Source organism: Polynucleobacter sp. Tro8-14-1 (genome assembly GCF_018881655.1).
In the GTDB taxonomy this organism is placed as follows: Bacteria; Pseudomonadota; Gammaproteobacteria; order Burkholderiales; family Burkholderiaceae; genus Polynucleobacter.
Genome location: NZ_JACVPX010000002.1, coordinates 209,527 through 231,471 on the forward strand (window position 1 = coordinate 209,527; position 21,945 = coordinate 231,471).

At 44.8% G+C, this 21,945-nt stretch carries 29 protein-coding genes; 15 read left to right on the forward strand and 14 right to left on the reverse strand.

Going from position 1 to position 21,945, the window contains the following annotated elements; all coding sequences use genetic code 11:
- The first annotated feature begins 37 nt into the window (after positions 1 to 37).
- Genes ICN34_RS03490 through ICN34_RS03520 form a run of 7 tightly spaced genes read left to right on the forward strand, consistent with a single transcriptional unit; the run spans position 38 to position 4,435 of the window.
- Positions 38 to 469, forward strand: coding sequence for a DUF3106 domain-containing protein (locus ICN34_RS03490; RefSeq protein WP_216120798.1), 432 nt, complete (start codon positions 38 to 40; stop codon positions 467 to 469).
- Positions 470 to 494: 25 nt separating this feature from the next.
- Positions 495 to 1,178 carry a DUF2461 domain-containing protein gene (locus ICN34_RS03495; RefSeq protein ID WP_216120800.1) on the forward strand — a complete coding sequence of 228 codons (684 nt, stop codon included), beginning with the start codon at positions 495 to 497 and terminating at the stop codon, positions 1,176 to 1,178.
- A gap of 37 nt (positions 1,179 to 1,215) precedes the next feature.
- Positions 1,216 to 1,899, forward strand: coding sequence for a haloacid dehalogenase type II (locus tag ICN34_RS03500; RefSeq protein ID WP_216120802.1), 684 nt, complete (start codon positions 1,216 to 1,218; stop codon positions 1,897 to 1,899).
- 10 nt (positions 1,900 to 1,909) lie between these two features.
- Positions 1,910 to 2,308, forward strand: a complete 399-nt coding sequence (locus ICN34_RS03505; RefSeq protein ID WP_216120803.1) for an MAPEG family protein — start codon at positions 1,910 to 1,912, stop codon at positions 2,306 to 2,308.
- Positions 2,309 to 2,363: 55 nt separating this feature from the next.
- Positions 2,364 to 3,467: a patatin-like phospholipase family protein gene (locus tag ICN34_RS03510; RefSeq protein ID WP_216120805.1), complete on the forward strand. Its 1,104-nt coding sequence runs from the start codon at positions 2,364 to 2,366 to the stop codon at positions 3,465 to 3,467.
- A gap of 45 nt (positions 3,468 to 3,512) precedes the next feature.
- Positions 3,513 to 3,668, forward strand: a complete 156-nt coding sequence (locus ICN34_RS03515; protein WP_192846848.1) for a hypothetical protein — start codon at positions 3,513 to 3,515, stop codon at positions 3,666 to 3,668.
- A 29-nt stretch (positions 3,669 to 3,697) separates the two neighbouring features.
- Entirely contained in the window at positions 3,698 to 4,435 is a 738-nt protein-coding gene (locus tag ICN34_RS03520; protein ID WP_216120807.1) for a sulfite exporter TauE/SafE family protein, read from the forward strand.
- Between the two features lie 33 nt (positions 4,436 to 4,468).
- On the opposite strand, the gene ICN34_RS03525 is transcribed toward ICN34_RS03520, so the two are convergent.
- Genes ICN34_RS03525 through ICN34_RS03540 form a run of 4 tightly spaced genes read right to left on the reverse strand, consistent with a single transcriptional unit; the run spans position 4,469 to position 6,833 of the window.
- The gene (locus ICN34_RS03525; RefSeq protein ID WP_072582581.1) at positions 4,469 to 5,239 is read right to left on the reverse strand and encodes a MipA/OmpV family protein; all 771 of its coding nucleotides are present in this window, start codon (positions 5,237 to 5,239) and stop codon (positions 4,469 to 4,471) included.
- A 27-nt stretch (positions 5,240 to 5,266) separates the two neighbouring features.
- Positions 5,267 to 5,911, reverse strand: coding sequence for a histidine phosphatase family protein (locus tag ICN34_RS03530; RefSeq protein ID WP_216120809.1), 645 nt, complete (start codon positions 5,909 to 5,911; stop codon positions 5,267 to 5,269).
- 21 nt (positions 5,912 to 5,932) lie between these two features.
- A complete protein-coding gene (locus ICN34_RS03535) occupies positions 5,933 to 6,328 on the reverse strand; it encodes a GNAT family N-acetyltransferase (RefSeq protein WP_072582583.1) in 396 nt (131 codons plus the stop codon).
- Between the two features lies 1 nt (position 6,329).
- Positions 6,330 to 6,833 carry an MOSC domain-containing protein gene (locus ICN34_RS03540; RefSeq protein WP_255538562.1) on the reverse strand — a complete coding sequence of 168 codons (504 nt, stop codon included), beginning with the start codon at positions 6,831 to 6,833 and terminating at the stop codon, positions 6,330 to 6,332.
- 77 nt (positions 6,834 to 6,910) lie between these two features.
- Between ICN34_RS03540 and ICN34_RS03545 the strand changes: the two genes are divergently transcribed.
- Positions 6,911 to 7,783 (forward strand): DMT family transporter, encoded by an 873-nt coding sequence (locus ICN34_RS03545; RefSeq protein WP_370623957.1) that lies wholly within the window; start codon positions 6,911 to 6,913, stop codon positions 7,781 to 7,783.
- A 52-nt stretch (positions 7,784 to 7,835) separates the two neighbouring features.
- Here the strand turns inward: ICN34_RS03545 and ICN34_RS03550 are convergent, their stop codons facing one another.
- Complete coding sequence (locus ICN34_RS03550; protein ID WP_072582586.1) at positions 7,836 to 8,018, reverse strand: hypothetical protein; 183 nt, start codon at positions 8,016 to 8,018, stop codon at positions 7,836 to 7,838.
- A gap of 128 nt (positions 8,019 to 8,146) precedes the next feature.
- On the opposite strand from ICN34_RS03550, the gene ICN34_RS03555 reads away from it, so the two are divergent.
- Genes ICN34_RS03555 through ICN34_RS03565 form a run of 3 tightly spaced genes read left to right on the forward strand, consistent with a single transcriptional unit; the run spans position 8,147 to position 9,007 of the window.
- Positions 8,147 to 8,506 carry a DMT family protein gene (locus tag ICN34_RS03555; protein ID WP_072582587.1) on the forward strand — a complete coding sequence of 120 codons (360 nt, stop codon included), beginning with the start codon at positions 8,147 to 8,149 and terminating at the stop codon, positions 8,504 to 8,506.
- Positions 8,507 to 8,538: 32 nt separating this feature from the next.
- Entirely contained in the window at positions 8,539 to 8,739 is a 201-nt protein-coding gene (locus ICN34_RS03560) for a DUF2798 domain-containing protein (RefSeq protein WP_255407115.1), read from the forward strand.
- Between the two features lie 22 nt (positions 8,740 to 8,761).
- Positions 8,762 to 9,007 (forward strand): hypothetical protein, encoded by a 246-nt coding sequence (locus ICN34_RS03565; protein ID WP_216120811.1) that lies wholly within the window; start codon positions 8,762 to 8,764, stop codon positions 9,005 to 9,007.
- 22 nt (positions 9,008 to 9,029) lie between these two features.
- Here ICN34_RS03565 and ICN34_RS03570 read toward each other — a convergent pair whose 3' ends face one another.
- Complete coding sequence (locus ICN34_RS03570) at positions 9,030 to 10,658, reverse strand: peptide chain release factor 3 (protein ID WP_216120875.1); 1,629 nt, start codon at positions 10,656 to 10,658, stop codon at positions 9,030 to 9,032.
- Positions 10,659 to 10,715: 57 nt separating this feature from the next.
- Complete coding sequence (locus tag ICN34_RS03575; protein ID WP_072582590.1) at positions 10,716 to 11,453, reverse strand: pseudouridine synthase; 738 nt, start codon at positions 11,451 to 11,453, stop codon at positions 10,716 to 10,718.
- Between the two features lie 100 nt (positions 11,454 to 11,553).
- Here ICN34_RS03575 and ICN34_RS03580 point away from each other — a divergent pair, with 100 nt between their 5' ends.
- Complete coding sequence (locus ICN34_RS03580; RefSeq protein ID WP_216120813.1) at positions 11,554 to 12,882, forward strand: dicarboxylate/amino acid:cation symporter; 1,329 nt, start codon at positions 11,554 to 11,556, stop codon at positions 12,880 to 12,882.
- Between the two features lie 3 nt (positions 12,883 to 12,885).
- Here the strand turns inward: ICN34_RS03580 and ICN34_RS03585 are convergent, their stop codons facing one another.
- The 4 genes from ICN34_RS03585 to can are packed head-to-tail and all read right to left on the reverse strand — an operon-like array spanning position 12,886 to position 16,658.
- On the reverse strand, positions 12,886 to 14,304 hold the full coding sequence (locus tag ICN34_RS03585; protein ID WP_072582591.1) for a protein kinase: 1,419 nt from the start codon (positions 14,302 to 14,304) through the stop codon (positions 12,886 to 12,888).
- A 3-nt stretch (positions 14,305 to 14,307) separates the two neighbouring features.
- Entirely contained in the window at positions 14,308 to 15,060 is a 753-nt protein-coding gene (locus ICN34_RS03590; RefSeq protein WP_216120816.1) for a metallophosphoesterase, read from the reverse strand.
- Positions 15,061 to 15,085: 25 nt separating this feature from the next.
- Entirely contained in the window at positions 15,086 to 15,985 is a 900-nt protein-coding gene (locus ICN34_RS03595; protein ID WP_216120818.1) for a lipid A biosynthesis acyltransferase, read from the reverse strand.
- Between the two features lies 1 nt (position 15,986).
- Entirely contained in the window at positions 15,987 to 16,658 is a 672-nt protein-coding gene (gene can, locus ICN34_RS03600; protein WP_072582594.1) for a carbonate dehydratase, read from the reverse strand.
- A 22-nt stretch (positions 16,659 to 16,680) separates the two neighbouring features.
- Here can and ICN34_RS03605 point away from each other — a divergent pair, with 22 nt between their 5' ends.
- Positions 16,681 to 16,977 (forward strand): DUF167 domain-containing protein, encoded by a 297-nt coding sequence (locus ICN34_RS03605; RefSeq protein WP_072582595.1) that lies wholly within the window; start codon positions 16,681 to 16,683, stop codon positions 16,975 to 16,977.
- A gap of 15 nt (positions 16,978 to 16,992) precedes the next feature.
- Here the strand turns inward: ICN34_RS03605 and ICN34_RS03610 are convergent, their stop codons facing one another.
- Positions 16,993 to 17,889 carry an aspartyl/asparaginyl beta-hydroxylase domain-containing protein gene (locus ICN34_RS03610; RefSeq protein WP_216120878.1) on the reverse strand — a complete coding sequence of 299 codons (897 nt, stop codon included), beginning with the start codon at positions 17,887 to 17,889 and terminating at the stop codon, positions 16,993 to 16,995.
- Positions 17,890 to 18,046: 157 nt separating this feature from the next.
- Here ICN34_RS03610 and ICN34_RS03615 point away from each other — a divergent pair, with 157 nt between their 5' ends.
- Both ICN34_RS03615 and ICN34_RS03620 read left to right on the forward strand, forming a co-directional pair.
- Positions 18,047 to 18,412: a hypothetical protein gene (locus tag ICN34_RS03615; protein WP_072582885.1), complete on the forward strand. Its 366-nt coding sequence runs from the start codon at positions 18,047 to 18,049 to the stop codon at positions 18,410 to 18,412.
- 77 nt (positions 18,413 to 18,489) lie between these two features.
- Positions 18,490 to 18,810, forward strand: coding sequence for an HU family DNA-binding protein (locus tag ICN34_RS03620; protein ID WP_011903860.1), 321 nt, complete (start codon positions 18,490 to 18,492; stop codon positions 18,808 to 18,810).
- 90 nt (positions 18,811 to 18,900) lie between these two features.
- On the opposite strand, the gene rodA is transcribed toward ICN34_RS03620, so the two are convergent.
- The gene (rodA, locus tag ICN34_RS03625; protein ID WP_072582597.1) at positions 18,901 to 20,052 is read right to left on the reverse strand and encodes a rod shape-determining protein RodA; all 1,152 of its coding nucleotides are present in this window, start codon (positions 20,050 to 20,052) and stop codon (positions 18,901 to 18,903) included.
- Positions 20,034 to 21,941 carry a penicillin-binding protein 2 gene (gene mrdA, locus ICN34_RS03630; protein WP_216120820.1) on the reverse strand — a complete coding sequence of 636 codons (1,908 nt, stop codon included), beginning with the start codon at positions 21,939 to 21,941 and terminating at the stop codon, positions 20,034 to 20,036. Before mrdA ends, rodA begins: the two co-directional genes overlap by 19 nt.
- Between the last annotated feature and the right edge of the window lie 4 nt (positions 21,942 to 21,945).

Sequence of the window (21,945 nt, forward strand, 5' to 3'; positions counted from 1 at the left end):
GGATTAGAATGGCTCATAACCAGCGGGAGATGAAGCGATGAGTTCTAAAAAATGGGTAGTTGGAGCGCTATTTAGCGCTTCTGTAGTTTCTTTGGCTGGTGCTGCTATCCCTGAGCCACCAAATCCTTTGGCTAATATCAACCTCACCTTTGATCAGCGCTTTGAACAAATGAAGCAAATAGATGCCGCATTGCTGAAAGCAACACCAGAAGAGCGAAAAGCATATTGGCATCAGAGGCGCGAACAAATGAAGGCCTTAAGCCCCGAAGATCGCAAGCTAGTTCAGGAAAAAATGAAGGCACAATGGCAATCCATTACTCCTGAACAAAAAGAAAAAATGAAAGCCGAGAGAAAAGCGTTCTTTGATGGGTTAACACCAAAAGAACAGGCAGAAATGAGGGCCCGAAGAGCCAAATGGGAAAATATGAGCCCTGAAGAAAAGCAGAAGTGGTTCAAGCAACCAGGCTAGACTTGGTATTCTCGCCCCTACTTTAATGAGCGACTTTATTGGATTTAGTCCTAAGGCTTTCAAATTTCTTGAAGAGCTTACCGACAATCAAACTAGAGTTTGGTTTTCTGAGCATCGCTCGGAATATGAAGAGTTTGTACGCGAACCCATGAAGCACTTTACAGATGAATTGTCTGAGAGTCTCGCAAATAAAGATATACCGTTGTGGGGCGATCCCAAAAAATCCCTCTTTAGAATTAATCGAGATGCTCGGTTTTCAAAAGCAAAGCATCCTTACAACATGCACGCCAGTGGGCTCTTTACGAGAACTGGCGACAAGCACTCTCCCGGCGTTTTGTATTTTCGTTTAGACCCCTTAGGCAGTAGATGTGCTGCGGGTTATTTACAGCCAGAAGCCCACAATCTAAAAAAGCTCAGACAGGGAATTTTAGATAACCCTAAGGCTTGGCTTTCGCTTGAGAAGTCTTTAAAAAGAAAAGGCTATGAGCTGGATTATTCCAACACATTGGCCCGCATTCCGAGGGGCTTTAATGATGTCCCGCCAGAGGTTGAACGAGCAATCAAACTCAAAGGCTGGATTATTAGAAAGCAGTTGCCCAGATCAACGATTTGCTCGAAAGAGTTAATTAAAGAGATCACTGGTTTCGCTAAAGATATGCTTCCCCTTCTCAGTTTTGGGTGGCATGCGTTGGCTAAATTTTCTGATTAAATGACAATAGAAATTCATACTAGAAAGCAAGAAACGCATGTATAAGCTAATCGCTTTTGATGCCTATGGCACATTATTTGATGTGTATTCCATGGGGCAGTTGGCAGAAGAATTATTTCCGGGTCATGGGAAGGCCTTTGCTTTAATGTGGCGCGATCGCCAAATTGAATACACCCGCTTGGTAACGATGAGTGACCCCAATCCCAATGGGAGTAAGCACTATCTCCCGTTTTGGGAGTTAACCATTCGCTCATTGCGGTATGTCTGTAAGCGTATGAACCTAAATCTCACCCCTGATTATGAGGGGCGGTTGATGGACCAGTATGCCAAGCTCACTGGCTTTGAAGATAGTCTTAATGTCCTCAAAACAATAAAACAGAAAGGAATATCTACTGCGATTTTGTCTAACGGCAGCAGAGAAATGTTGGCAACCGTAGTTGAGAGTAATAGCTTGAAGCCTTACCTGGATAAAGTTGTCACTATCGAGGATGTGCGCTTATTTAAAACGGCCCCACAGGCCTATGAATTGCTATTAAAGGCATTTCCTGTCAAGAAGGAAGAAATTCTCTTTGTATCGAGCAATGCTTGGGATGCTTTAGCTGCAAAGTGGTATGGCTTTGATGTATTTTGGGTCAATCGTCTTGGCCACCCTTTTGAAGAGATTGGTGAAAAGCCAAACTATGAAGGCAATTCTTTAAGCAAGGTATTAGAAATTATCTAAGGAGATATGAATGCTTTTAATTACATCAATCATTGTCGCCATCCTAACAATCATTTTTATCAAACTCTCTTTTGCGGTCATTGGCTTAAGAAGAAAAAATAAGGTTGGTCTAGGAAGTGGTGGTCACGAAGATCTTGAGAGGGCTATTCGTACCCAGGCAAATTTTGCTGAATACATTCCTTTGGGAGTTATCTTAATTGCTTGTCTTGAGTTAAATGGCGCCCCCTGGTGGTTGGTGGCTATTCCAGGCGTCTCACTCATCATTGGGCGTTTGATTCATGCAAAAGGCATGAATACTCCACCGCCAGATTTCAGCAAGCGCGTGCTTGGAATGAAATTTACTTTTTTTACGCTGATTGCATTAGTGGCCTTGAACTTGGCATGGTCTCTCTACAGGCTCGCCGTTTAAATGATTCTTTGCTGTTAGGGCCTGCTATAAATCGAGCATTACTTATGGAAACTATATGACTACACCATCACGCCGTAATTTCTTAAAAACTTCCGCTGCTGGCATCGCCGCAGTTGCCAGTACGCAAGCTCTAGCCCAGGCCCAAAATTTGTCACCAAAAACCATCGCCGAAGTTGAGGCCTTGGCAGCTAAAAAAGATGTTGAATCTACAGCGAGTTGGAATGATGGTTTGGTTCATCCAGCTCCATTTAAGAATCCGTTTGCGCAAGGTAAGGAGCGAGGTTTAGCGTTGGGCGGTGGTGGAACTCCATTAATTGCTTGGTATGCCGGGTACTGCAACGCACTGAAGAAGGCTGGTATAGATTTAAGCAGTGCAGATGTAGTGGTCGGCACTTCTGCGGGTTCAATATTTGGTGCAATGCTGACATCTGGGCACTTGTGGCGCCTTGTGGATGAGATAGATCTTTTTGCCGATTTCCCAAAATTGCTTGCAGAAATGATGCCCGCATTGAAATTTAATGCTTCTCAATTAAGAGCGCAGCGTGCCGAGCTGACGGTGCGTGATGGATCTCTTGCATCTATTCAGCGCATCGGCAAAGCTGCGATGGCCTCATTTAATCCTGATGGTGTAGCCGATCACTACAAGGTAGTGAAGAAACTACTAACGGCTTCTGCTTGGCCTTCAGATGGAATGTTTACTACGGCTATTGATTGCTTTACGGGGCAGCGTATTGTTTTATCAAAAGCCGATAATGTTCCTATTAACGTTGCTTGTGCCGCAAGCTCTTCAGCACCAGGCCAGGTTGGCCCTACATTTATAAAAGATAGGTTATGTATGGATGGCGGCATGAGCCAGAGTAGCACGCATAGCGATGTTATTGCCGGCGTTAAACGAGCCATTGTGATTTCTTTAGGCGATGGAACGATCAACGAGCAAAAGCAGGGATTGCGTTTGTCTTCTCTGCCCAATACGATTAATCAAGAGGTGAAAGATTTAGAGGGCGGTGGCACAAAGACCAAACATATTGTTGTTGGCCTTCCGCCTGGTTTATCTAAGGTGGAGAATCTTCTTGATCCAAAATGGATTGCACCCTATTTGAAGTATGGAAATGATAGGGGTGTTGCTGATGTAGCAATGATGAAAGCATTTTGGGCTTAATGAAAAATTATTTATAAAACTGTATTTCAATTAAGGTATTGCAATATGAAGAAAATATTCCTAGCTTTGACTGTGACTTTATTTGCTCTGGTCTTGAGCGGTTGTCTTGCTAGCACTACCTCTCCAGACGGAGTGAATTGTGACTTTAGTCAAGGCAAGCCTATGTGGGAAATGCCTTTAGATTGTCAGGGCGGACGTTAACCCTTTTTTAAATTTAATCGAGATCTATAGTGTTGCCTGATTTAGTTCTTCAAGCCTTGGTACTGGGCTCATTGGGCCTAGCTGCTGGAGTTTTAGGAGGCGTCATTGGTTTTGGCACAACGATCATCCTGATGCCTGCCTTGGTCTATTTTTATGGCCCCATTCAGGCAATTCCGGTTATTGCTTTGGTTGCCACCGTAGCTAATCTCTCTCGTATTTTTTTGTGGTGGAGCGTGATTCAATGGCGCGTTTGTTTTGTCTATAGCCTAGCTGCAATACCGTTCACGATATTAGGGGTGAATACTCTTGTTCAACTTAATGAGCGATTAATAGAAATTACTCTAGGAATATTTTTAATCCTATTGATACCGATTCGTCGCTGGATGCGCAATCAAAATTTTTATCTAAAACTTTGGCAGATGGCCTTGGTTGGCGCTGTAATTGGGTATTTGACTGGGATTGTTGCGACTACTGGAGCTATCAACACCCCCTTCTTTTTAGCCTACGGCCTCACCAAGGGTGCCTTCTTGGGAACAGAGGCGGCCAGCACCTTATCTATTCTGTTTACCAAGGGCATTACATTTCATCAACTAGGCTTTCTCAATGCCACCATAATCATTCAGGGGCTACTTATTGGTAGCTGCGTTTTGGTCGGCTCCATTTTTTCTAAGAAGATTGTTTTGGCATTGCCAGAAAAGAAATTTTTATTACTGATGGAGCTGGTGATGTTAATTTCAGGCTTTTCCATTCTTGCCATGTCTTTCTAAAGCCGCCACTTAGAGTTAGTTAACCTCTCCCGCTTACTTAAAGCGATACGCAAGTGCCATAAAGATATTGTCTTGGAATGAGCGATTCATGACGGGACTGTTATTAATTCCGCCACCCATCCATTTGCGTTTACCATATACGTTGATGTACCAGTTATCCACCACTGGAATCTCCACCATGAGTCCCGCTAGAAGATTGTTTGTTGCGGGGGCGCTATAAGCCGCATAACCAGTAGCCATCGACTCTCCAGGGTTGATGCCATAGTAGTAATTAGCGTATTGACTTGACTGTCGTTCCACACCAATTTGCGGATAGACGGTTACTTTTTTATAGGTTTCAATTTCGGCGAAGTATAAAAATTCATAGAGCGCCCCTTTTGACTTCCCAAAGTCATGATAGGCATTAACAAAAAATCCTCCGATCGGCGTCTCTTGAAAAGTTCCCAAGCCAAGTGGTATTGGATCACTTCGATTGATAGAGTTGCCGTTGATTGACGACTTTACTTTGTAGGTATCTAAATTAATTTTTCCAATAACTTCAAAATAGCCGTAGCCCATCTTGAAAGTCTTAATGCCCACCTCATCTATACGAGCGAAAAAACGCTGATAGTCAAAAAAGGCATAGGGCACAGCCAAAGATTGAGTCCCTTCAGTGCCAATATGTAAATTAGTGGTGTAAGCGGCCACACCGATATCGCCAACGATGTGATCCGGAAGCGTATCCGGAATATCATCCATGGCGTAGGCCGGAAAGCAGACTACAGCAGCAATTAAAAGAGCCGTTATGCGAAAAATCGATTTCATGTAGGCATCATAAGCCCTTGTAGGCCACTAGAGGTCTAGATTATCTAGAGCCAAATCCTTCAGATGACTTGTATTTGCCCAGCCGTTTACTTTCCATGCAAGCCCATCATGGCTAATCCAGTTGAGGGAGGCATTGGGCACTGTAACGGTCTTTTCTGCATCCAGAGCTTGATTGCTCGCAATTCTGTACATCATGTCCAATGCGCCTCCATGGCTTACTAATAAAATACTTTTGCCTGAATGTTGTTCGCAGATTTCCACAAGCGCAGTTTTAATTCGATCTGCAAATTGTCGAATGCTTTCGCCATCACCTAAGTTCTCCTCAATATTTCTGCTGAGATGAGATTTCCAAAGTTCTGGCTCACGTATCGGGGCTTCATCTGTAGTGAGTCCCTGTAGAGCACCAAGATGACGCTCTCTTAGCCCAGTATTAGGTATCGCAGAGGTTTCGAATATCTCTTCAATAGCTTGTGCAGTCTTTGCTGCTCGCTGAAGATCGCTTGTATATAGAACATCAAATTGAAGCCCCATATTTTTAAGGGCACGCGCCATTTGCCCTGCTTGAGCTAATCCTTTGGCATTGAGGCCAATATCAGTGTGGCCTTGAAGGCGGCGTCTGGCATTCCAGTCGGTTTCACCGTGGCGAACTAAGCAAAATCGAGTAATAGTCATATGGCAATGATAAAGACGGAATTACTTTTTGAGAGTCCAGGCGCGCGGATTGTGTTCAAAGCCAATATGTCCGTAATATTCATTTGCCTTAGGCGCTGCTAAAAGTACGATCATGCATTCAGGACCAAGGCGCGCTTTGGTTTCCTCAATTAGTTGCTTGCCAATTCCAGAGCGTTGATATTTTTCATCAACGGCTAAATCCGCAAGGTAAGCCACATAAGAAAAGTCTGTCAGCGAACGCGAAATACCCACCAAAGATTTGCCGTCCCATGCGGTAATAGTGAGGTTGGCATTCTTGAGCATTTCCTCAAATGTTTGAACGTTGTGAACAGGGCGTCGCTCCCCAAGGGTGGAGCGCTTGTAAAGATCGATGGCTTGCTCCACAGTAATAGTGGCGTTGTCGTGATATTGAATCATGTCATTCCTCTTCCCCTACGAAGAGCCTATCACCCACAGCAAGAGCTCCAGAATTTAAAACTTCGGCCCGAATGCCGCCGCGCCCTTCAAATGCCTCCATGAAGCTTGGCCTACTCAGTAATTGCGCCGGTCTTTCACAGGGGGTGCATAGTTCTGTGCCAAGTAGTTGAATGTCACCTAGCTGAAATCGTTGGCCTACGAGCGCATTTAGTTCAGACGCCGTAATTCCTGCAAGTGCAATATTACGGCGTGTTTCAGAGCCCTCAAAAGTCGGTTCATCTCCAGCTGTTAGCCAATCATTTGCTGTATTGATAGCAGATAGGGCGATGATACTGACGTGACGCACTTTAGTTGGCTCGATGGCTGAATAGGCGCCCGTACCTAGTGCATAACGGTCACCTTCAAGGCCACTGCCAACTATGACTTTGGCAGTGCTGACAGATAGCATCTGCTTGCCAGCAGACGCTGCTAGATAGATGGCTTGAATATAGGCATTGAATTTCATAGGGACTATTTACATATTACAACTCATGCTTTGATGATTGTTAATACAATAAATACAACACAAGACAAAGGGCAACGGTGAATAAAGAAAGCAAGGGAATGCTGATTGGCTTTATCGGTATTCTAATTTTTAGCTTAACGCTACCAGTAAGTAAGATTGCTGTTTTAAGCTTTAACCCGTATTTCATTGCTTTTGGCAGGGCAACCTTAGCAGGGTTGGTTGCTCTGGTCTATCTTGCGTACAAAAAAGAGCACACGCCCACTAAAGTAGATTTTGTCAAATTTGTTGTCATAGCTTTGGGTGTCGTGTTTGGCTTTCCCATATTCACTACTGTTGCTATGACTCAAGGTTCATCTTCACATGGGGCAGTGATTTTGGGGGTGATGCCGCTTGCTACCACTGTTATTGGAGTGCTGCGCTTTAAAGAGCGGCCTTCTCTAGGGTTCTGGCTGGTATCTTTATTGGGTGCAGGCTTGGTCATTCTGTACGCTCTATTGAAGAGCTCCGGTAGCTTTACGTATATTGATGGCCTTTTAGTACTTGGCGGAATCAGCGCTTGCATTGGTTATGTAGAGGGTGGCGAACTCTCCAGAAAAATGAATCCACGCGCGGTCATTTCTTGGGCCTTGGTTATTTCATTGCCGTTGAATATTGTGATGACTTGGCTTACCTATAGCCCAGAATATATTCATGCGGGTGCCGTGGCATGGACTAGCTTTGTCTATCTGAGTTTATTCCCCATGTTTCTTGGCTTCTTCTTTTGGTATGAGGGTCTTGCGATTGGCGGTATTGCACGTGTCAGTCAAGTGCAATTGATTCAGCCATTTTGCACTCTAGTAGCAGCAAGCGTTTTATTGGGCGATTCACTCACGGTGATGAATTTAATCTTTGCTATGTTGGTTGTATCTACTGTTATCCTTGGGAAAAGAATGCTGGTAAAAAGAGCGTAGTTTTATTTCTAACCATGAAATTAAAAAGCCCCGATTAAACGGGGCTTTTTAATTATGCGGCAACAACTTTGTGTTTGCTGAGTGCACGCAAGATTTTGCTTTTCTCTTTGGGTTTGGTGCTCGATTCTAGTAACTTAGTAAGTTGAGCGGTATTCAGGGGGCCTAAGCGCGCTTTTCCTGTTTTGGTGAGCATAGAGTCATTTTTTCTGGTTCTTTGATTTTGGCCTACAGCCATGGAGTTTTCCTAGAGTAATGGAATGATGAATCTCAAAGACTTTCTTAAGAGATTCCCCTGTCTAGGGCGCACAATAGTGATCACAGTCCAGAATAACAGTTAACAAACCTAGAAGCTATGATGTAGCCATGATTAATCTATCTGTATTCAATAGCCCAATTAGTTTTATTGGCCTATTAGCGCTATCCAATGTATTTATGACATTCGCTTGGTATGCACACTTAAAAAACTTATCAGCCAAGCCATGGTGGATTGCAGTTTTAGTGAGCTGGGCGATTGCCTTGTTTGAGTATGCCTTGCAGGTTCCAGCCAATCGAATAGGCTATCAGTTTTTTAGTCTGGGACAACTCAAGATTGCTCAAGAAGTGATTACTCTCAGTGTATTTGTTCCGTTTGCAGTGTTTTACATGGGCGAGCCATTTAAAACCGATTACATCTGGGCGGGATTATGCTTATTGGGCGCCGTCTACTTTATGTTTAGATCATGATTCAGATACAGAACCTTATCTTTGCTTTAGTTATGGGGTGCTTAATGTCTTTAAGCATTACGCTCGCCACTACTTTTGTTCGTGTTGACCTTGCAGAAAATTTCTTCTGGGCGTGGTTTGAAGTTTGGTCAGTAGCTTACCCAGTGGCTATTGTTTGTATTCTGATTTACAGGCCATTTGCTAGCAAAATCACTGCAAAGATTATGAATGTACTGGGCCTCAATAAGCCCTAAGTTATGGATGAGGAATGATTAAATGAATGCATTGATGAGGTCTTCTGTTTTGGCTACATGTTGCTCATCTATTTTGAGCGCTTGTGCTGCGGTATATACCGATGCATCAGATTCTAACCATGTTACTTTTCTAAATAGTAGCGGCGAATCAGTTGAGAAATTAACTCAGAAGGCCAGCGCCTATTGTGCGCAGTATGGCAAGGTTGCCTCGTTTAAAAGTAGTGATACGCAGTTGGTTGCTGTCTTTGATTGCAAAACAACACGCTAATTTAATGCAACCGCTGGGCGAATTAGCCTGCCATATCGGATTGATAAATTAAGCCAGCATGCTCTCTGAGGGCATGGAATTGAATGGACTCCCAACGTTGTTGGGCAACGTCCAGCTCTGATTTATGTGATGCCAAGAAAACGGATGCACCCACTACGTCTTCTGCCATGCGGTGGATATTTTCTTGGGTAAATTTTTTCAGGGCAACTGGATCATCTGAACTAACCCAGCGAGCCAGGCTATAGCGGGCAGGCAAAAGGCGCACTTCCGCGCCATATTCAGTTTGGAGGCGATGGCTTACCACCTCAAATTGAAGTTGACCAAAGGCGCCAAGTAGCATGGTGCCCCCAGCCATTGGCCTAAAGACCTGAATAGCCCCCTCTTCACCCAATTGCATCAGTCCAGTGCGTAATTGCTTAGAGCGCAAAGGATCGGCGGACTCAACCATGCGGAAAATTTCTGGTGCAAAGAATGGGAGCCCCGTAAATTGCAATTGCTCGCCTTCGGTTAAGGTGTCACCCAATCGCAGTAAGCCATGATTTGGCAAGCCAATGATGTCGCCTGGAAAAGCCTCATCCAAAATATCCCGTCTTTGGGATAAGAAAGATAGCGCATTGTTGGTTCGTACTTCTTTGCCGTTGCGACAAATCTTGAGTTTCATGCCGCGCTGAAAATGGCCAGAACAGATGCGTAAAAAAGCTACACGGTCACGATGTGCTGGATCCATATTGGCCTGAATCTTGAATACAACTGCTGAGAACTTGTTCTCGGCAGGGCTGACCTCACGTTGCAAGGCTTTACGTGAGCCTGGCGATGGTGCGAGCTCAACCAATGTATTGAGAATCTCCCGCACACCAAAGTTGTTGATAGCTGAACCAAAGAAGACCGGTGACTGGCGGCCAGCCAGAAAGGCTTTGAGATCAAAGGCTGGCATTGCTTCTTTGATCAGCTCCACTTCAGCTAGGGCATTTTCTAAGTCTGTGCCCAGACGCTCTTTAAGGGCTGGATCATTTATATCAACCACCGCATGTGAATCCTCGGTAACGCGATCTTCACCAGCCTTGAACATGCGCATACGAGAATTAGCAATATCAATCACACCAGCAAAAGATTTACCCATGCCAACCGGCCAAGTGAACGGTACTACTTCAATGCCCAGCGCGGTTTCAATCTCATCCATTAATTCCATAGGAGGCTTAACCTCACGGTCCATCTTATTAATGAATGTCACGATAGGCGTATTACGCGCACGGCAAACTTCAAGCAAGCGCAATGTTTGAGATTCAACACCATTAGCAGCATCAATCACCATGAGAGCGGAGTCAACCGCAGTCAACACACGATAGGTGTCCTCGGAGAAGTCTTGGTGGCCTGGTGTATCTAATAAGTTAATGATGCAATCACGGTATTCCATTTGCATCACCGAGCTTGCTACAGAGATGCCGCGCTGCTTTTCAATTTCCATCCAGTCAGATGTTGCATGACGGCTGGCTTTACGCGCTTTAACACTACCCGCAATTTGAATAGCTCCCGCATACAGCAGTAACTTTTCTGTAAGCGTAGTTTTACCTGCATCTGGGTGAGAGATGATTGCAAAGCTTCGACGTCTAAGTACTTCTGCGCCTGGAGTGCTGGAGGTAAGAGTTTCGATGGTAATTCTGCGTTGAGTATCTAGGTTCGGAGGCAATTATAAGCGTGCCAAGGTGCTTCAGAACTGCTCATGAGCCCCTACATAGCGCCATTGCCCGGGAGGAAGCGGTCCCAATGAGATGCGACCCATTCTGACGCGTTTGAGGCCTATCACTTTGAGGCCCACCATCTCACACATCCGACGAATTTGGCGCTTACGCCCTTCACGCAATACAAAGCGAAGCTGATCTTCGTTCTGCCAGCTAACCTGTGCAGGTTTGAGTTCTACTCCATCAAGAGAGAGACCATGTTTTAAGCGATCTAAATCTTCAAAAGAGAGAGCCCCCTCTACGCGCACTAAATATTCTTTTTCGATGGGGCTGTTTTCACCAATCAATAATTTGGCGATACGACCATCTTGAGTCAGAACTAGCATGCCTGTAGAGTCAATATCTAGCCTGCCTGCTGGCGCTAGCCCTTTGGTATTAAAGCGAGGGCTTCTACCTTTATCAAGCGGGCTGGCAAAGTAATTTTCAGGGGTAATCAAAGAGGCCGCCGGTTGATATTCTTGTTCGTCGTCATAGTGAGAAATGTAGCCAACGGGTTTATTCAGAATGACGGTAATGCGAGAGGCTTGCTGTGCTTTGGCGCCAGATTGCAACTCAATTTTTTGATCACGGTAGGCGCGAACACCTAATTCATTCACCACTTCGCCATCTACTGTGACTAAACCTTGCTCAATGTATGAATCGGCTTCACGACGGGAGCAAAGACCAAGCTCAGAGAGTAATTTTGAGACGCGTACTTTTTCTTCCATGCTTGCATTATCCGATATTAGGGTTAAATACTGGCCTGGAGTTAAGATGGGGGCAGACGAAATAAAAAAGCCTGCTCATAATTTAATAAAGGATGACCAAATGACTATTGCATTAAAAAAACCACCAATCTATAAAATCCTTTATTTTCAAGTACTTACAGCCGTTGTAATTGGTGTTTTGCTGGGTCATTTTTACCCAAGCTTGGGTACAGAAATGAAACCATTTGGGGATGCCTTCATTAAAGGCATCAAGATGTTAATTGCCCCCATTATTTTCTGTACGGTGGTTCTAGGTATTGCCGGCATGGAAGACATGAAGAAGGTGGGCAAAACTGGTGGACTCGCACTGTTGTACTTTGAGATTGTGAGCACGATTGCTTTGATGGTCGGCTTAGTTGTAGTGAATGTGCTTCAGCCTGGTGCTGGCATGAACATCGATCCAGCAAGCTTAGACACCAAAGGAATTGCTTCGTATACCGGGCCCGGAAAAATAGGTACTACTACAGATTTCTTAATGAATATTATCCCGAGCAGTGCGGTTGATGCATTTGCTAAGGGTGAAATTTTGCAGGTTCTTTTCATTGCAATCTTGTTTGGATTTGCATTGCATAAGTTTGGTGGTCGCGGAACAATGGTGTTCGACTTAATTGAAAAAACATCCCATGTTCTCTTTGACATGATTGGTGTGATTATGAAGTTTGCGCCTATTGGTGCATTTGGCGCAATGTCATTCACCATTGGCAAATACGGCATAGTCTCTTTATTCTCTTTGGGCAAACTCATGGGCTCGTTTTATTTAACCTGCCTACTCTTTGTGTTCATTGTTTTAGGAATCATCGCGCGAATTAATGGGTTCAATATTTTTAAATTCGTGCGCTACATTAAAGAAGAGTTGTTAATTGTTTTGGGAACCTCATCATCCGAATCCGTCTTGCCACGCATGATGGAAAAAATGGAGCTGTTGGGCGCCAAGAAAGCGTGCGTTGGTTTAGTTATTCCAACGGGTTATTCATTCAATTTAGATGGCACCTCTATTTATTTAACAATGGCTGCAGTATTTATTGCGCAAGCAACCAATACGCCGATGACACTCATGCAGGAGGTTATGCTCTTGCTAGTGCTATTGCTCACATCTAAAGGTGCAGCAGGCGTAACTGGTAGTGGCTTTATCGTTTTGGCAGCCACCCTTTCTGCTGTTGGAGATGTTCCGGTTGCTGGTTTAGCAATCATCTTGGGCATCGACCGCTTTATGTCTGAAGCACGAGCGCTGACGAATTTAGTTGGCAATGGCGTGGCTACGATTGTGGTTGCCAAGTGGACTGGCGAGCTAGATCAAAAGCAGTTAACTAGCGTCCTTAATCGCGACAATTGGATTGAAGCACAAGAGCCAGAATTGATCTTGGATCAAAAGCAAGACAAAATGCGCTGATATTTAAGTGCGCACAATATGAACGCTACAGGGAGCCTCTTCGACAATCTTGGTCATCGAGGTTCTCCAGGGCGTTACTTTATTAGGCAGCTTATGTGATGCCCCAATCAAAATGAGGGAAGCATCATTGTCCTTGGCAAATTCAACGATTCGAGAGGCGGGATCAAGCGCCTCAAGTACGTGATAAGAAATTCTTTCAGGTGGTAATTTGAGTGGTTTAGCCCACTCCATCAATTGCACTAGGTGGCCGCGGACGATGCCGCTAGCGGTTTGGCTTTCATGATTGCCTTCATAGGTTGGTGTGCTGGCAATCGTGCTCAAACAAATTAGGCGGCTTTCAGGATAGGCCTGTAATAAATTTTTCGCTGTAACTTGCATGCGCTCACGCAGAGCTTCATCAGACTGACGCGTATCAATCGCAGCAATCATGAGGGGCGCATCAAGGTTGCCCATACTAGGCCGTGGGCTGGGAGAGGGCTCGTAACCAGCAGCTTTGAACATGCCTTTGAGATTTTCCCAAAAGCTAGGTGGCTCAACCCGGTCGGCTCGTTCGGTGAGCGTAACGCCCTCGGGGTCTCGCAATACTTGACGTAAGCGCGCTGCGCTTTGATAGCGATCGGCAGCGCGTGGCTCTAGACATCTGAGCACTACTTCCTGTAACCAGCGAGGAATTTCTCTACGAATAGCGCGTGGTGGAAAGGGTTCTGCCCACATCCGTTTACGTAGACCACTCATTGTTTGAGGGTTACCAAATGGCAGTTCGCCAGTCAGCAACTCATACATGATCACGCCAATAGAAAAAATATCACTTCGCGAATCAGAGCGAATGCCGGCTACTTGTTCTGGAGAAATATAAGGCGCAGAGCCGATACCTTTTCGCATCTCTTCTGCAAGCAAGTCTGGGTATCGAGCGTGGTGCGACAAACCAAAATCAATGAGCGTTAACTTCCCCTTCTCATCAATCAAAATATTTTCAGGCTTGACATCTAGGTGGATGGCATCTTGTGAGTGCAGTGACTGAACGGCTTGCGCTAAATCTGCCCCAATGCGTACTACCTCATCAATCGTAAATACTTTACCTTCCTTGATGTAATCTTCTAATGGCCGGCCCTCAACCCTTTCCATTGCAATATAAGGACGCGTGGCCATATTGCCTGAACCTAAATATTGAGGAACGTAAGGACTTTTTAGGGAGCGCAAGATAGTGAGTTCGGTTTCAAAGCCGATCAAACTTTCAACCGGTTGATCTCTGCCAACACGCGGGATTTTCAGCAAGATAGGGACATCTATCCCCTCTTTAGTTGCTGAAAAAAGGCTCGCCATTCCGCCGCGGTGAACTTCCTTGCCTAAAACAAATCCATCTACTATTTTGCCTTCTTGAAATATATCGTCTACTGCTTGAATGTCGGTATTGATGGGCATTGTTTATTTGCCGGTGATGAGGCGGTTTGCCAGGTCTTCTGGCAGGCCAGCGCGACGTACTTTCTCTGCGGCAGTGTAGTGATCGTAGGGCGTACGATGAAATGTAAGGGCTTCTGAAGCGGGCTCAAAAACAGCAAAGCAGGCCTCTGGATTGCCATCTCTAGGTTGACCAAGAGAGCCAACAACACCTACCCATTGGCGATGAGGTAGTACCGGAATTTCATCGCCAGGGTGTGGTGCAAATCGAATGAGTTTCCCAACAGCGCTTTGATAAAAAAGCGCTTGCTCATGTGCATGACCAACAAAAGTGTAATTTTTGCCAGAGCTTTGTACACAACGCCATGCACTCATGCTGTCAGTAATGTAATTCCACTCGGCTGGATTGTAAGCAGAGGCATGCACAAAACAAATCCGATCTTCTTGAACCATCAGAGGAAGATTTTTAAGGAAATCTACATGGTCATTATTTAATTGAGATTTAGTCCACTCAATTGCGGCATTGGCGCTGGCGTTCATTTGATTACGGCTATCCTTAAAAACAGCCTCATCATGGTTGCCAAGAATGGCAATCGCTTTTTTATTTTCTACAAGCCCGGCAACGCGTTCAAGCAGTGCAACAGGGTCGGCGTTATAGCCCACGAGGTCCCCCAGAAACACCATGCGAGTAACGCCAAGTTCCTCGGCACGAGCCATGCAGGCATCAAAAGCCTCTAAATTGCTGTGGAGATCGGCAAATAGCCCAATACGTTCAGTCATCCCTTAATGATAGGACAAAAGGCCCCTAGAAAGAAGGGTTATAGGGGCTCGGACCATTATCTGGTCGATTTTTAAAGCGCTTGTGAACCCAGTAGTATTCGGCCGGCCGAAGTCGAATTTCTGCCTCAAAGCATTGATTAAGGCGTGCGGTGTCTGACTTGGGGTCTGCCCCAGGAAAATTCTCTAAAGGCTTCCCAATTTCGCAAAGGTAACCTGATTCATCTGCTTTTAATGTGGTGGTCATTAAGCATACGTCAGCGCCAGTAATTTTTGCTAAACGAGAAATGGTGGTGATGGTATTTGTTTGAATTCCAAAAAATGGTACAAATTCAGAATCCTTAAGACCTAAATCAAGATCCGGCGCAATGATGATGAAGTCCCCGTTGCGAATTTCTCGGATGATCGCCTTTGCGTTGCCTTGGCGATCAATTGAATTCCCGCCAAAGCGATTACGCCATTCGACAATTCGTTTGTTAAAGAATGGATTCTTCATTCTCTGAAAAAATCCTGAAGTGCGCGGCCAATGTTTTGTTTTGGAGAGCGCGCTCAAAATAATGCTGCCCTCAATCCCTGTGAAATGCATGTTTACTAAGATGCGCGGTTTTTTGCTTGAGAGGTCAACCGCTGATTTCACCTCAATCATATTGCTCAGTTGTTTAGAGCTGCCGCACCAGATAATGCTTTTCTCTACCAGACTACGCCCAAGCAAGCGCCAATGCTCTTTGGCAAGACCGTCGATTTCAGCCGGACTTAAGCTTGGAAAGCATAAATGGAGATTTGTTTTGACCACTCGACTTCTATCGCTTGGAATTCGAGCCGCAATATATCCAAGGCCGTAGCCCAGAGCAACCAGAAACCTATAAGGCAAAAGGGCAAGAAGCTTGAGTAGAACGACGACTACTTGATTGGAAAAAGACTTCAGCAAATTAGTTTTGCTCTGATTCGTAACGGTTGATGGACTTCTTGTAGCGCACTAACATTTCTTCTGTAGAGCTGATCGACATACCTAAATCATTTACTAGGCCCGTATCAAGACGATATGCCCAGCCGTGAACAGTGAGATCTTGCCCACGCGCCCAAGCATCTTGCACGATAGTTGTTTCGCATACGTTAACTACTTGTTCAATAACATTGAGTTCGCAAAGTCGATCTTGACGCTTAGGAGTTGGAATAGCTTCACCTAAATAACGCTCATGTTTTTGATGTACGTCTTTTACATGACGCAACCAGTTATCAGCAAGACCTACGCGTTGATCACTTAGTGCCGCGTGGACACCGGCACATCCATAGTGACCAACCACCAGAATGTGCTTGACCTTAAGCAAGTCAATTGCAAATTGAATAACGGATAAACAATTTAGATCAGTGTGAACTACAACGTTAGCTACGTTGCGGTGAACAAATAGCTCGCCTGGCAATAGGTCTACGATTTCGTTTGCGGGCACGCGACTATCTGCGCAGCCAATCCAGAGATACTCTGGTGCCTGTTGGTTAACTAGGCGCTTAAAGAAGTCAGGATCTTTTGCGATCATGCCTTCGGCCCACTCTCGGTTGCTTGTAAAGAGATGCTCTAGGGCTTGAGAATTTTTGTATGGCATGTTTTCAGTTTAAAGTACTTTAATGACGCCTAATTGGTTAAAACAAACCCCCACCGGAATAATCTTAAATTTGCATTGTCAGCCAGGAGCCAAAGTGACCAAGGTCGTTGGCCTGCATGACGGCTGTTTAAAGATTTCTTTACAGGCGCCTGCCTTAGAAAATAAGGCTAATGAGCTATTATTGGCTTGGCTTTCTAAGCAATTAAGGGTGCCTCAAAAACAAATTCAATTCGTTTCTGGTCAAAATAGCCGCAAGAAACGAGTAGAAATTTGGGGCCCCATCAGTCCCGAGCAAATTGTACAGTTGTTGAGCCCTTGATTTAAAGGTCGGCGCTTACCAAAATATTGCCCATAAGATTCCCAAAATAAGCACCCACTTACCTACGTAATAAACGGAGCGATGTTTTGCTTTGAGCTTTTTGGCTTGTGCACGGAGATGGTAAAAATAGGTAAACAGAATATTTACAAAGCCTATTTTTTCACCTTCAACATTTTGAGATGATGCAGCGCTCATTACATAGCGCCCAAACCAGCGATTGAATAGAGTAACTGCCTTAGTGTGAACCGGGCGCTCGACATCGCAAAATAAGATGATTCTTTGCTGATCTGTTTCATTAGCAGCGAAATGAATGTAAGTTTCATCAAACATGACCGCTTCCCCATCTTTCCAGAAATAACGCTCCCCATCTACATCAATAAAGCATTTGGGGTCGTTGGGAGTCGTTAGGCCAATGTGATACCGCAAGGAGCCCGCATAGGGGTCGCGGTGGCGCACCAGCGTTGCTCCAGGCGGTAGTGAGGCGAACATGGCAGCCTTGACTGAGGGAATTGATTTAAGCAGTGCAACTGTTTTGGGGCAACCTGCTTGAGCAGAGGGCACCTCTTTTCCATACCAGCAGAGGTGAAAACGCTTCCATCCAGTGCGAAAGAAGGAGTTAAAGCCAATATCGTTGTATCCAGTTGCCGCAGCAATAGATCCGCCTTCCTGCAGTGAAAGCGCTTCTTGTCGAATCATTTCCCAGTTATCTTGGATGGGCTGCATTTCAGGAAATTGGCTTACTGGAATAAAAGCACTGGGTTTTACTTTTGAAAATAAATACAAAAGTGCATTTACGGGAGCCAAAAGCACTTGGTAGTCGGTAAGAGATCTAATGACCCCAAAACGAACCTTTCCTCTGAAATAGACGTAAACGGCCGATGCTATAAAAATAAAAAAGATGATGTGGCGAATTTCCATGAGCTTTGTCTAAGTGGGGTAATTGTTAATATTTTAATTTGTATATCAGCCCTAAATTGACTATTTCTTATGCTCGGATGCTCATATACTTCAAGCAGAGGGTTTGAAAACCGGCCTAGGGTTTATGTGGAGTTTTGCTAAGGATGATCTTATGAATAGCTTTATAAAGTGGCTCTTAAGCCTTGTTTTAATTGGGTTAGTGGGTATTTCAGTCTATACGTGGGGAATGCTAACTTGGAGCTATGGCAGCGGTGAGCGTGCGGGGTATGTTCAGAAATTCTCTAATCGCGGTTACGTATGCAAAACCTGGGAAGGCGAATTAGCCATGGTTTCTATGCCAGGCACAATGTCAGAAAAATTCTTCTTTACGGTGCGTGAAGATGCTGTAGCGCAAAAAATAAATGCTAATTTGGGTAAAAAGGTGGCTCTTAAGTATGAGCAACACATTGGTTTGCCAACTACCTGTTTTGGCGATACCGAGTATTTTGTTTCTGATATCACCGTTTTGGATGAGTAATTTGTAGTCGTAGTAAAAAATTGCTGTAACGCAACTTTATTTTTGTAATTTTTTGTGGTTAAAATCATGTAAGCGTAATGTGCGCTGACATCAATATCTATAAGGAGCTTCACTTGAACAAAGCCGAACTAATCGCAGCGATTGCTGACGACGCGGAGATTTCTAAAGCCAAAGCTGAATTCGCATTGAATTCTGCAATCGACACAATTATCAAAGCTGTTACTAAAGGTGACTCAGTACAACTGATCGGCTTTGGTACTTTTGCTTCTGGCAAACGTGCTGCACGTATGGGTCGTAACCCAAAAACTGGCGAGCCACTCAAAATTGCTGCTGCAAAGACTGTTAAGTTTTCTGCTGGTAAAGCATTTAAAGATTCAGTTAACAAACGTAAGAAGTAATTCTTCCTTTGTTGATAAAAAAGCCCGGCATGCCGGGCTTTTTTTATTTCATCAAAAATCTCAATCAATTCAATTCATCACTACGCTGAGTTAGCTTTGCACTAAACGACGGTGACGATGGATGCTCATTAATATTCCTGCGCCAAAGCCAAGTGTCACCAATGCAGTGCCACCATAACTAATAAATGGAAGCGGCACTCCAACTACCGGCAAGAGACCGCTCACCATACCAATGTTGACAAATGCATAGGTAAAGAAAATTAAAGTCACTGACGCACCTAAGAGGCGCGTAAATAAGTTTGGCCCGCTCGCCGAGATCGCTAAGCCTCTTTTAATGAGTGCGAAGAACAAGGCAATCAATACCAGGTTGCCTAATAAACCAAATTCCTCAGAAAAAACTGCAAAGACAAAGTCAGTATGTTTTTCTGGAATAAATTCTAGATGCGCTTGCGTTCCTTGGAACCAACCTTTGCCAAAGAATCCGCCAGAGCCAATAGCAATCATGGATTGAATGGTATGAAAGCCTTTACCGAGTGGGTCGCTAGTCGGATCTAGCAGAGTGCATATGCGATGCTTTTGATAGTCGTGCACAAATGGCCACACTACATCATTGGCACAAATAGTGCCACCAAAAATAATAATTAACAAAATGCCAATGGCGCCCAAGCCAACAAATGGCAGTATCCATTTCCACGGCAGGCCCGCTAAGATGATGACGTATAGTCCTGCTGCAAAAACGAGTAACGCAGTTCCCAGGTCTGGTTGGCGTGCGATTAAAAAAACGGGTATCGCTAAAATCACAGTAGCAACACCATAGTCCCAGGATTTTTGAATGCCTTCTCGCTTTTGAAAGTACCAAGCAAGCATCAGTGGCATCGCAATCTTCATGATCTCGGATGGCTGAATGACAACTCCAATATTGAGCCAGCGACGAGCACCCTTTTTAATGAGTCCGAATGCAGCTACTGCGATTAAGAGGGCAACCCCAAATCCATAAATCCAAACTGCACCCATCTCTAACCACTTTGGTGGAATGCGTGAAACGATCCACATCACTAAAAACGAGAGTGCGAGATTGCGCAATTCATCTGTAATTTGTACGGGAGTATTTTGACTTGCAGATAAAAAAGTAAAAAAGCCAACAGCCGCTAAGCCAAGCAGAATAAGGCCTAGCTGGCGGTCTAAACCAGCGAAGATGCTGGAGAAAAATCTTTTAACTTTGATTAAGGGGCTCTTTTCCATTCCGGAACCTCCTTGGGCCACTTGCCCTCAATGTAGTAGTCCAATGCTTGACGTGCAATCGGAGCGGCATACTGCGCGCCGAAGCCTGCGTTCTCTACAACCATCGCAATCACAATGGTTGGTTTATCCGCTGGAGCAAATGCGATATACAAGGCATGGTCGCGCAAAAATTCTGCTGTGGATCCATGTTTGTAATCTTTGGAGTTCAAACTAAATACCTGCGCAGTTCCGGTTTTTCCGCCCACTTGATATCCAGCTCCTTTAAATGCTGCGGCAGATGTGCCGGAGTTATTAACCTCGACCATGGCCTTCTTAATCACTTCAATATTCTCAGCATTGAGATCGATCCGATAACTTTCTTTTGGGGTTGTCAGCACTCTGTTGCGAGTAAATGGATCTTCAATGGCTTTGACTAAGTGCGGCTTCATCACAATACCGTTATTAGCTACGTTTGCCATGGCATGGGCTAATTGCAAGATTGTGAAAGCGTTGTAACCCTGTCCAATACCCAGGGAAATAGTTTCACCCTCGTACCACTTTTGCTGCTCAGGTTTTTTGAAAGTATTTTTCTTCCACTCGGTGGATGGCAAAACACCTCTTGCTTCGCCTTGTAAATCAATGCCAGTGATTTGACCAAAGCCCAATGGCTTCATAAAATCGGCAATCATGTTTACCCCCATGTCTCGAGCAAGCATGTAGTAATACGTGTCACAAGATTCAACAATCGACTTTTGCATATCGACAATTCCGTGACCACCTTTTTTATCGTCCCGGAAGGTGTGGTTGCCAAAGTCAAAGTAGCCAGGATCCGAAATTGTTTGTGATGGAGTACGCTTTTTATTTTCTAAAGCGGCTAATGCCATGAAAGGTTTGTAAGTAGATCCGGGTGGATAGATTCCTTTCAGTGGGCGGTTATAGAGCGGCTTCTGTGGAGAGTCATTCAACTCTTTCCAAGTCACCGAATCAATGCCTTCCACAAAATCATTCGGATTGAAGTTGGGCTTAGAGACAAAAGCCAATACATCACCTGTCGCTGGTTCAATGGCCACAAATGCACCGCGAAAATTTCCATATAGTTGCTCAACTAAATATTGGAGCTTGATATCAACGGAGAGAACTAGATTTTTGCCGGGAACTGAAGGGGAGCTTGAAAGTGTACGCACCGGTTTGCCGCCCGCAGTAATTTCTACTTGATCGTAACCAGGCACGCCACGCAAAACATTTTCATAGCTTTGCTCTAAACCAATCTTGCCTACGTACTGAATGCCACGCAAAAAAGAAGCCTGCAAAGCATCGGGATCATCGGCCTTGGCGTCCTCAATTTCAGTCTGCATGCGCTCTTTGTCACGTTGCGAAACGCGGCCAATATAGCCAATCAGGTGGGAGGCTAATTCGTTGTATGGATACTCCCGAAAGCTTCTAGCCCGGATTTCTACCCCAGGAAAGCGATAGCGATTGGCCATAAACCGGGCGGTTTCGGTCTCGTTGAGCATGGAGCGCAGAGGGAAAGTGCCCATATTTCGAGAATCCTCCAGGGAGCGCTTGAAATTGCGACGATCCCGAGGCGAAATAGCAACGATTTCAGAAAGATCGTTGATGAGCTGATCTACGTTCCCTTTGACTTCTTCAGCATTCACATCCAAGGTAAGGGCAGAATAATTTCGACCAATAACGATGCCATTGCGATCAATAATGAGCCCACGATTTGCTGGCGCTGGAACCAAGGCAATGCGATTGCTTTCAGCCAGAAGTGCGTATTTTCCGTGGCTTACAAGTTGTAGCCATACAAGACGGGTGATGAGTAGTAAAAAGCAAAACGTGACAAATAGAGTCGCAATATGAATACGCTCTTGAAAGGAGTCGAGATCCGGTTTTTTAAAAGAAACCATGCCG

Bases quoted from the DNA above. Each gene is read 5' to 3' on its own strand.
- ICN34_RS03490 (WP_216120798.1), top strand. From the start codon at position 38: ATGAGTTCTAAAAAATGGGTAGTTGGAGCGCTATTTAGCGCTTCTGTA.
- ICN34_RS03495 (WP_216120800.1), top strand. From the start codon at position 495: ATGAGCGACTTTATTGGATTTAGTCCTAAGGCTTTCAAATTTCTTGAA.
- ICN34_RS03500 (WP_216120802.1), top strand. From the start codon at position 1,216: ATGTATAAGCTAATCGCTTTTGATGCCTATGGCACATTATTTGATGTG.
- ICN34_RS03505 (WP_216120803.1), top strand. From the start codon at position 1,910: ATGCTTTTAATTACATCAATCATTGTCGCCATCCTAACAATCATTTTT.
- ICN34_RS03510 (WP_216120805.1), top strand. From the start codon at position 2,364: ATGACTACACCATCACGCCGTAATTTCTTAAAAACTTCCGCTGCTGGC.
- ICN34_RS03515 (WP_192846848.1), top strand. From the start codon at position 3,513: ATGAAGAAAATATTCCTAGCTTTGACTGTGACTTTATTTGCTCTGGTC.
- ICN34_RS03525 (WP_072582581.1), bottom strand. From the start codon at position 5,239: ATGAAATCGATTTTTCGCATAACGGCTCTTTTAATTGCTGCTGTAGTC.
- ICN34_RS03530 (WP_216120809.1), bottom strand. From the start codon at position 5,911: ATGACTATTACTCGATTTTGCTTAGTTCGCCACGGTGAAACCGACTGG.
- ICN34_RS03535 (WP_072582583.1), bottom strand. From the start codon at position 6,328: ATGATTCAATATCACGACAACGCCACTATTACTGTGGAGCAAGCCATC.
- ICN34_RS03540 (WP_255538562.1), bottom strand. From the start codon at position 6,833: ATGAAATTCAATGCCTATATTCAAGCCATCTATCTAGCAGCGTCTGCT.
- ICN34_RS03550 (WP_072582586.1), bottom strand. From the start codon at position 8,018: ATGGCTGTAGGCCAAAATCAAAGAACCAGAAAAAATGACTCTATGCTC.
- ICN34_RS03555 (WP_072582587.1), top strand. From the start codon at position 8,147: ATGATTAATCTATCTGTATTCAATAGCCCAATTAGTTTTATTGGCCTA.
- ICN34_RS03560 (WP_255407115.1), top strand. From the start codon at position 8,539: ATGGGGTGCTTAATGTCTTTAAGCATTACGCTCGCCACTACTTTTGTT.
- ICN34_RS03565 (WP_216120811.1), top strand. From the start codon at position 8,762: ATGAATGCATTGATGAGGTCTTCTGTTTTGGCTACATGTTGCTCATCT.
- ICN34_RS03575 (WP_072582590.1), bottom strand. From the start codon at position 11,453: ATGGAAGAAAAAGTACGCGTCTCAAAATTACTCTCTGAGCTTGGTCTT.
- ICN34_RS03580 (WP_216120813.1), top strand. From the start codon at position 11,554: ATGACTATTGCATTAAAAAAACCACCAATCTATAAAATCCTTTATTTT.
- ICN34_RS03585 (WP_072582591.1), bottom strand. From the start codon at position 14,304: ATGCCCATCAATACCGACATTCAAGCAGTAGACGATATATTTCAAGAA.
- ICN34_RS03590 (WP_216120816.1), bottom strand. From the start codon at position 15,060: ATGACTGAACGTATTGGGCTATTTGCCGATCTCCACAGCAATTTAGAG.
- can (WP_072582594.1), bottom strand. From the start codon at position 16,658: ATGCCATACAAAAATTCTCAAGCCCTAGAGCATCTCTTTACAAGCAAC.
- ICN34_RS03605 (WP_072582595.1), top strand. From the start codon at position 16,681: ATGACGCCTAATTGGTTAAAACAAACCCCCACCGGAATAATCTTAAAT.
- ICN34_RS03615 (WP_072582885.1), top strand. From the start codon at position 18,047: ATGAATAGCTTTATAAAGTGGCTCTTAAGCCTTGTTTTAATTGGGTTA.
- ICN34_RS03620 (WP_011903860.1), top strand. From the start codon at position 18,490: ATGTGCGCTGACATCAATATCTATAAGGAGCTTCACTTGAACAAAGCC.
- rodA (WP_072582597.1), bottom strand. From the start codon at position 20,052: ATGGAAAAGAGCCCCTTAATCAAAGTTAAAAGATTTTTCTCCAGCATC.
- mrdA (WP_216120820.1), bottom strand. From the start codon at position 21,941: ATGGTTTCTTTTAAAAAACCGGATCTCGACTCCTTTCAAGAGCGTATT.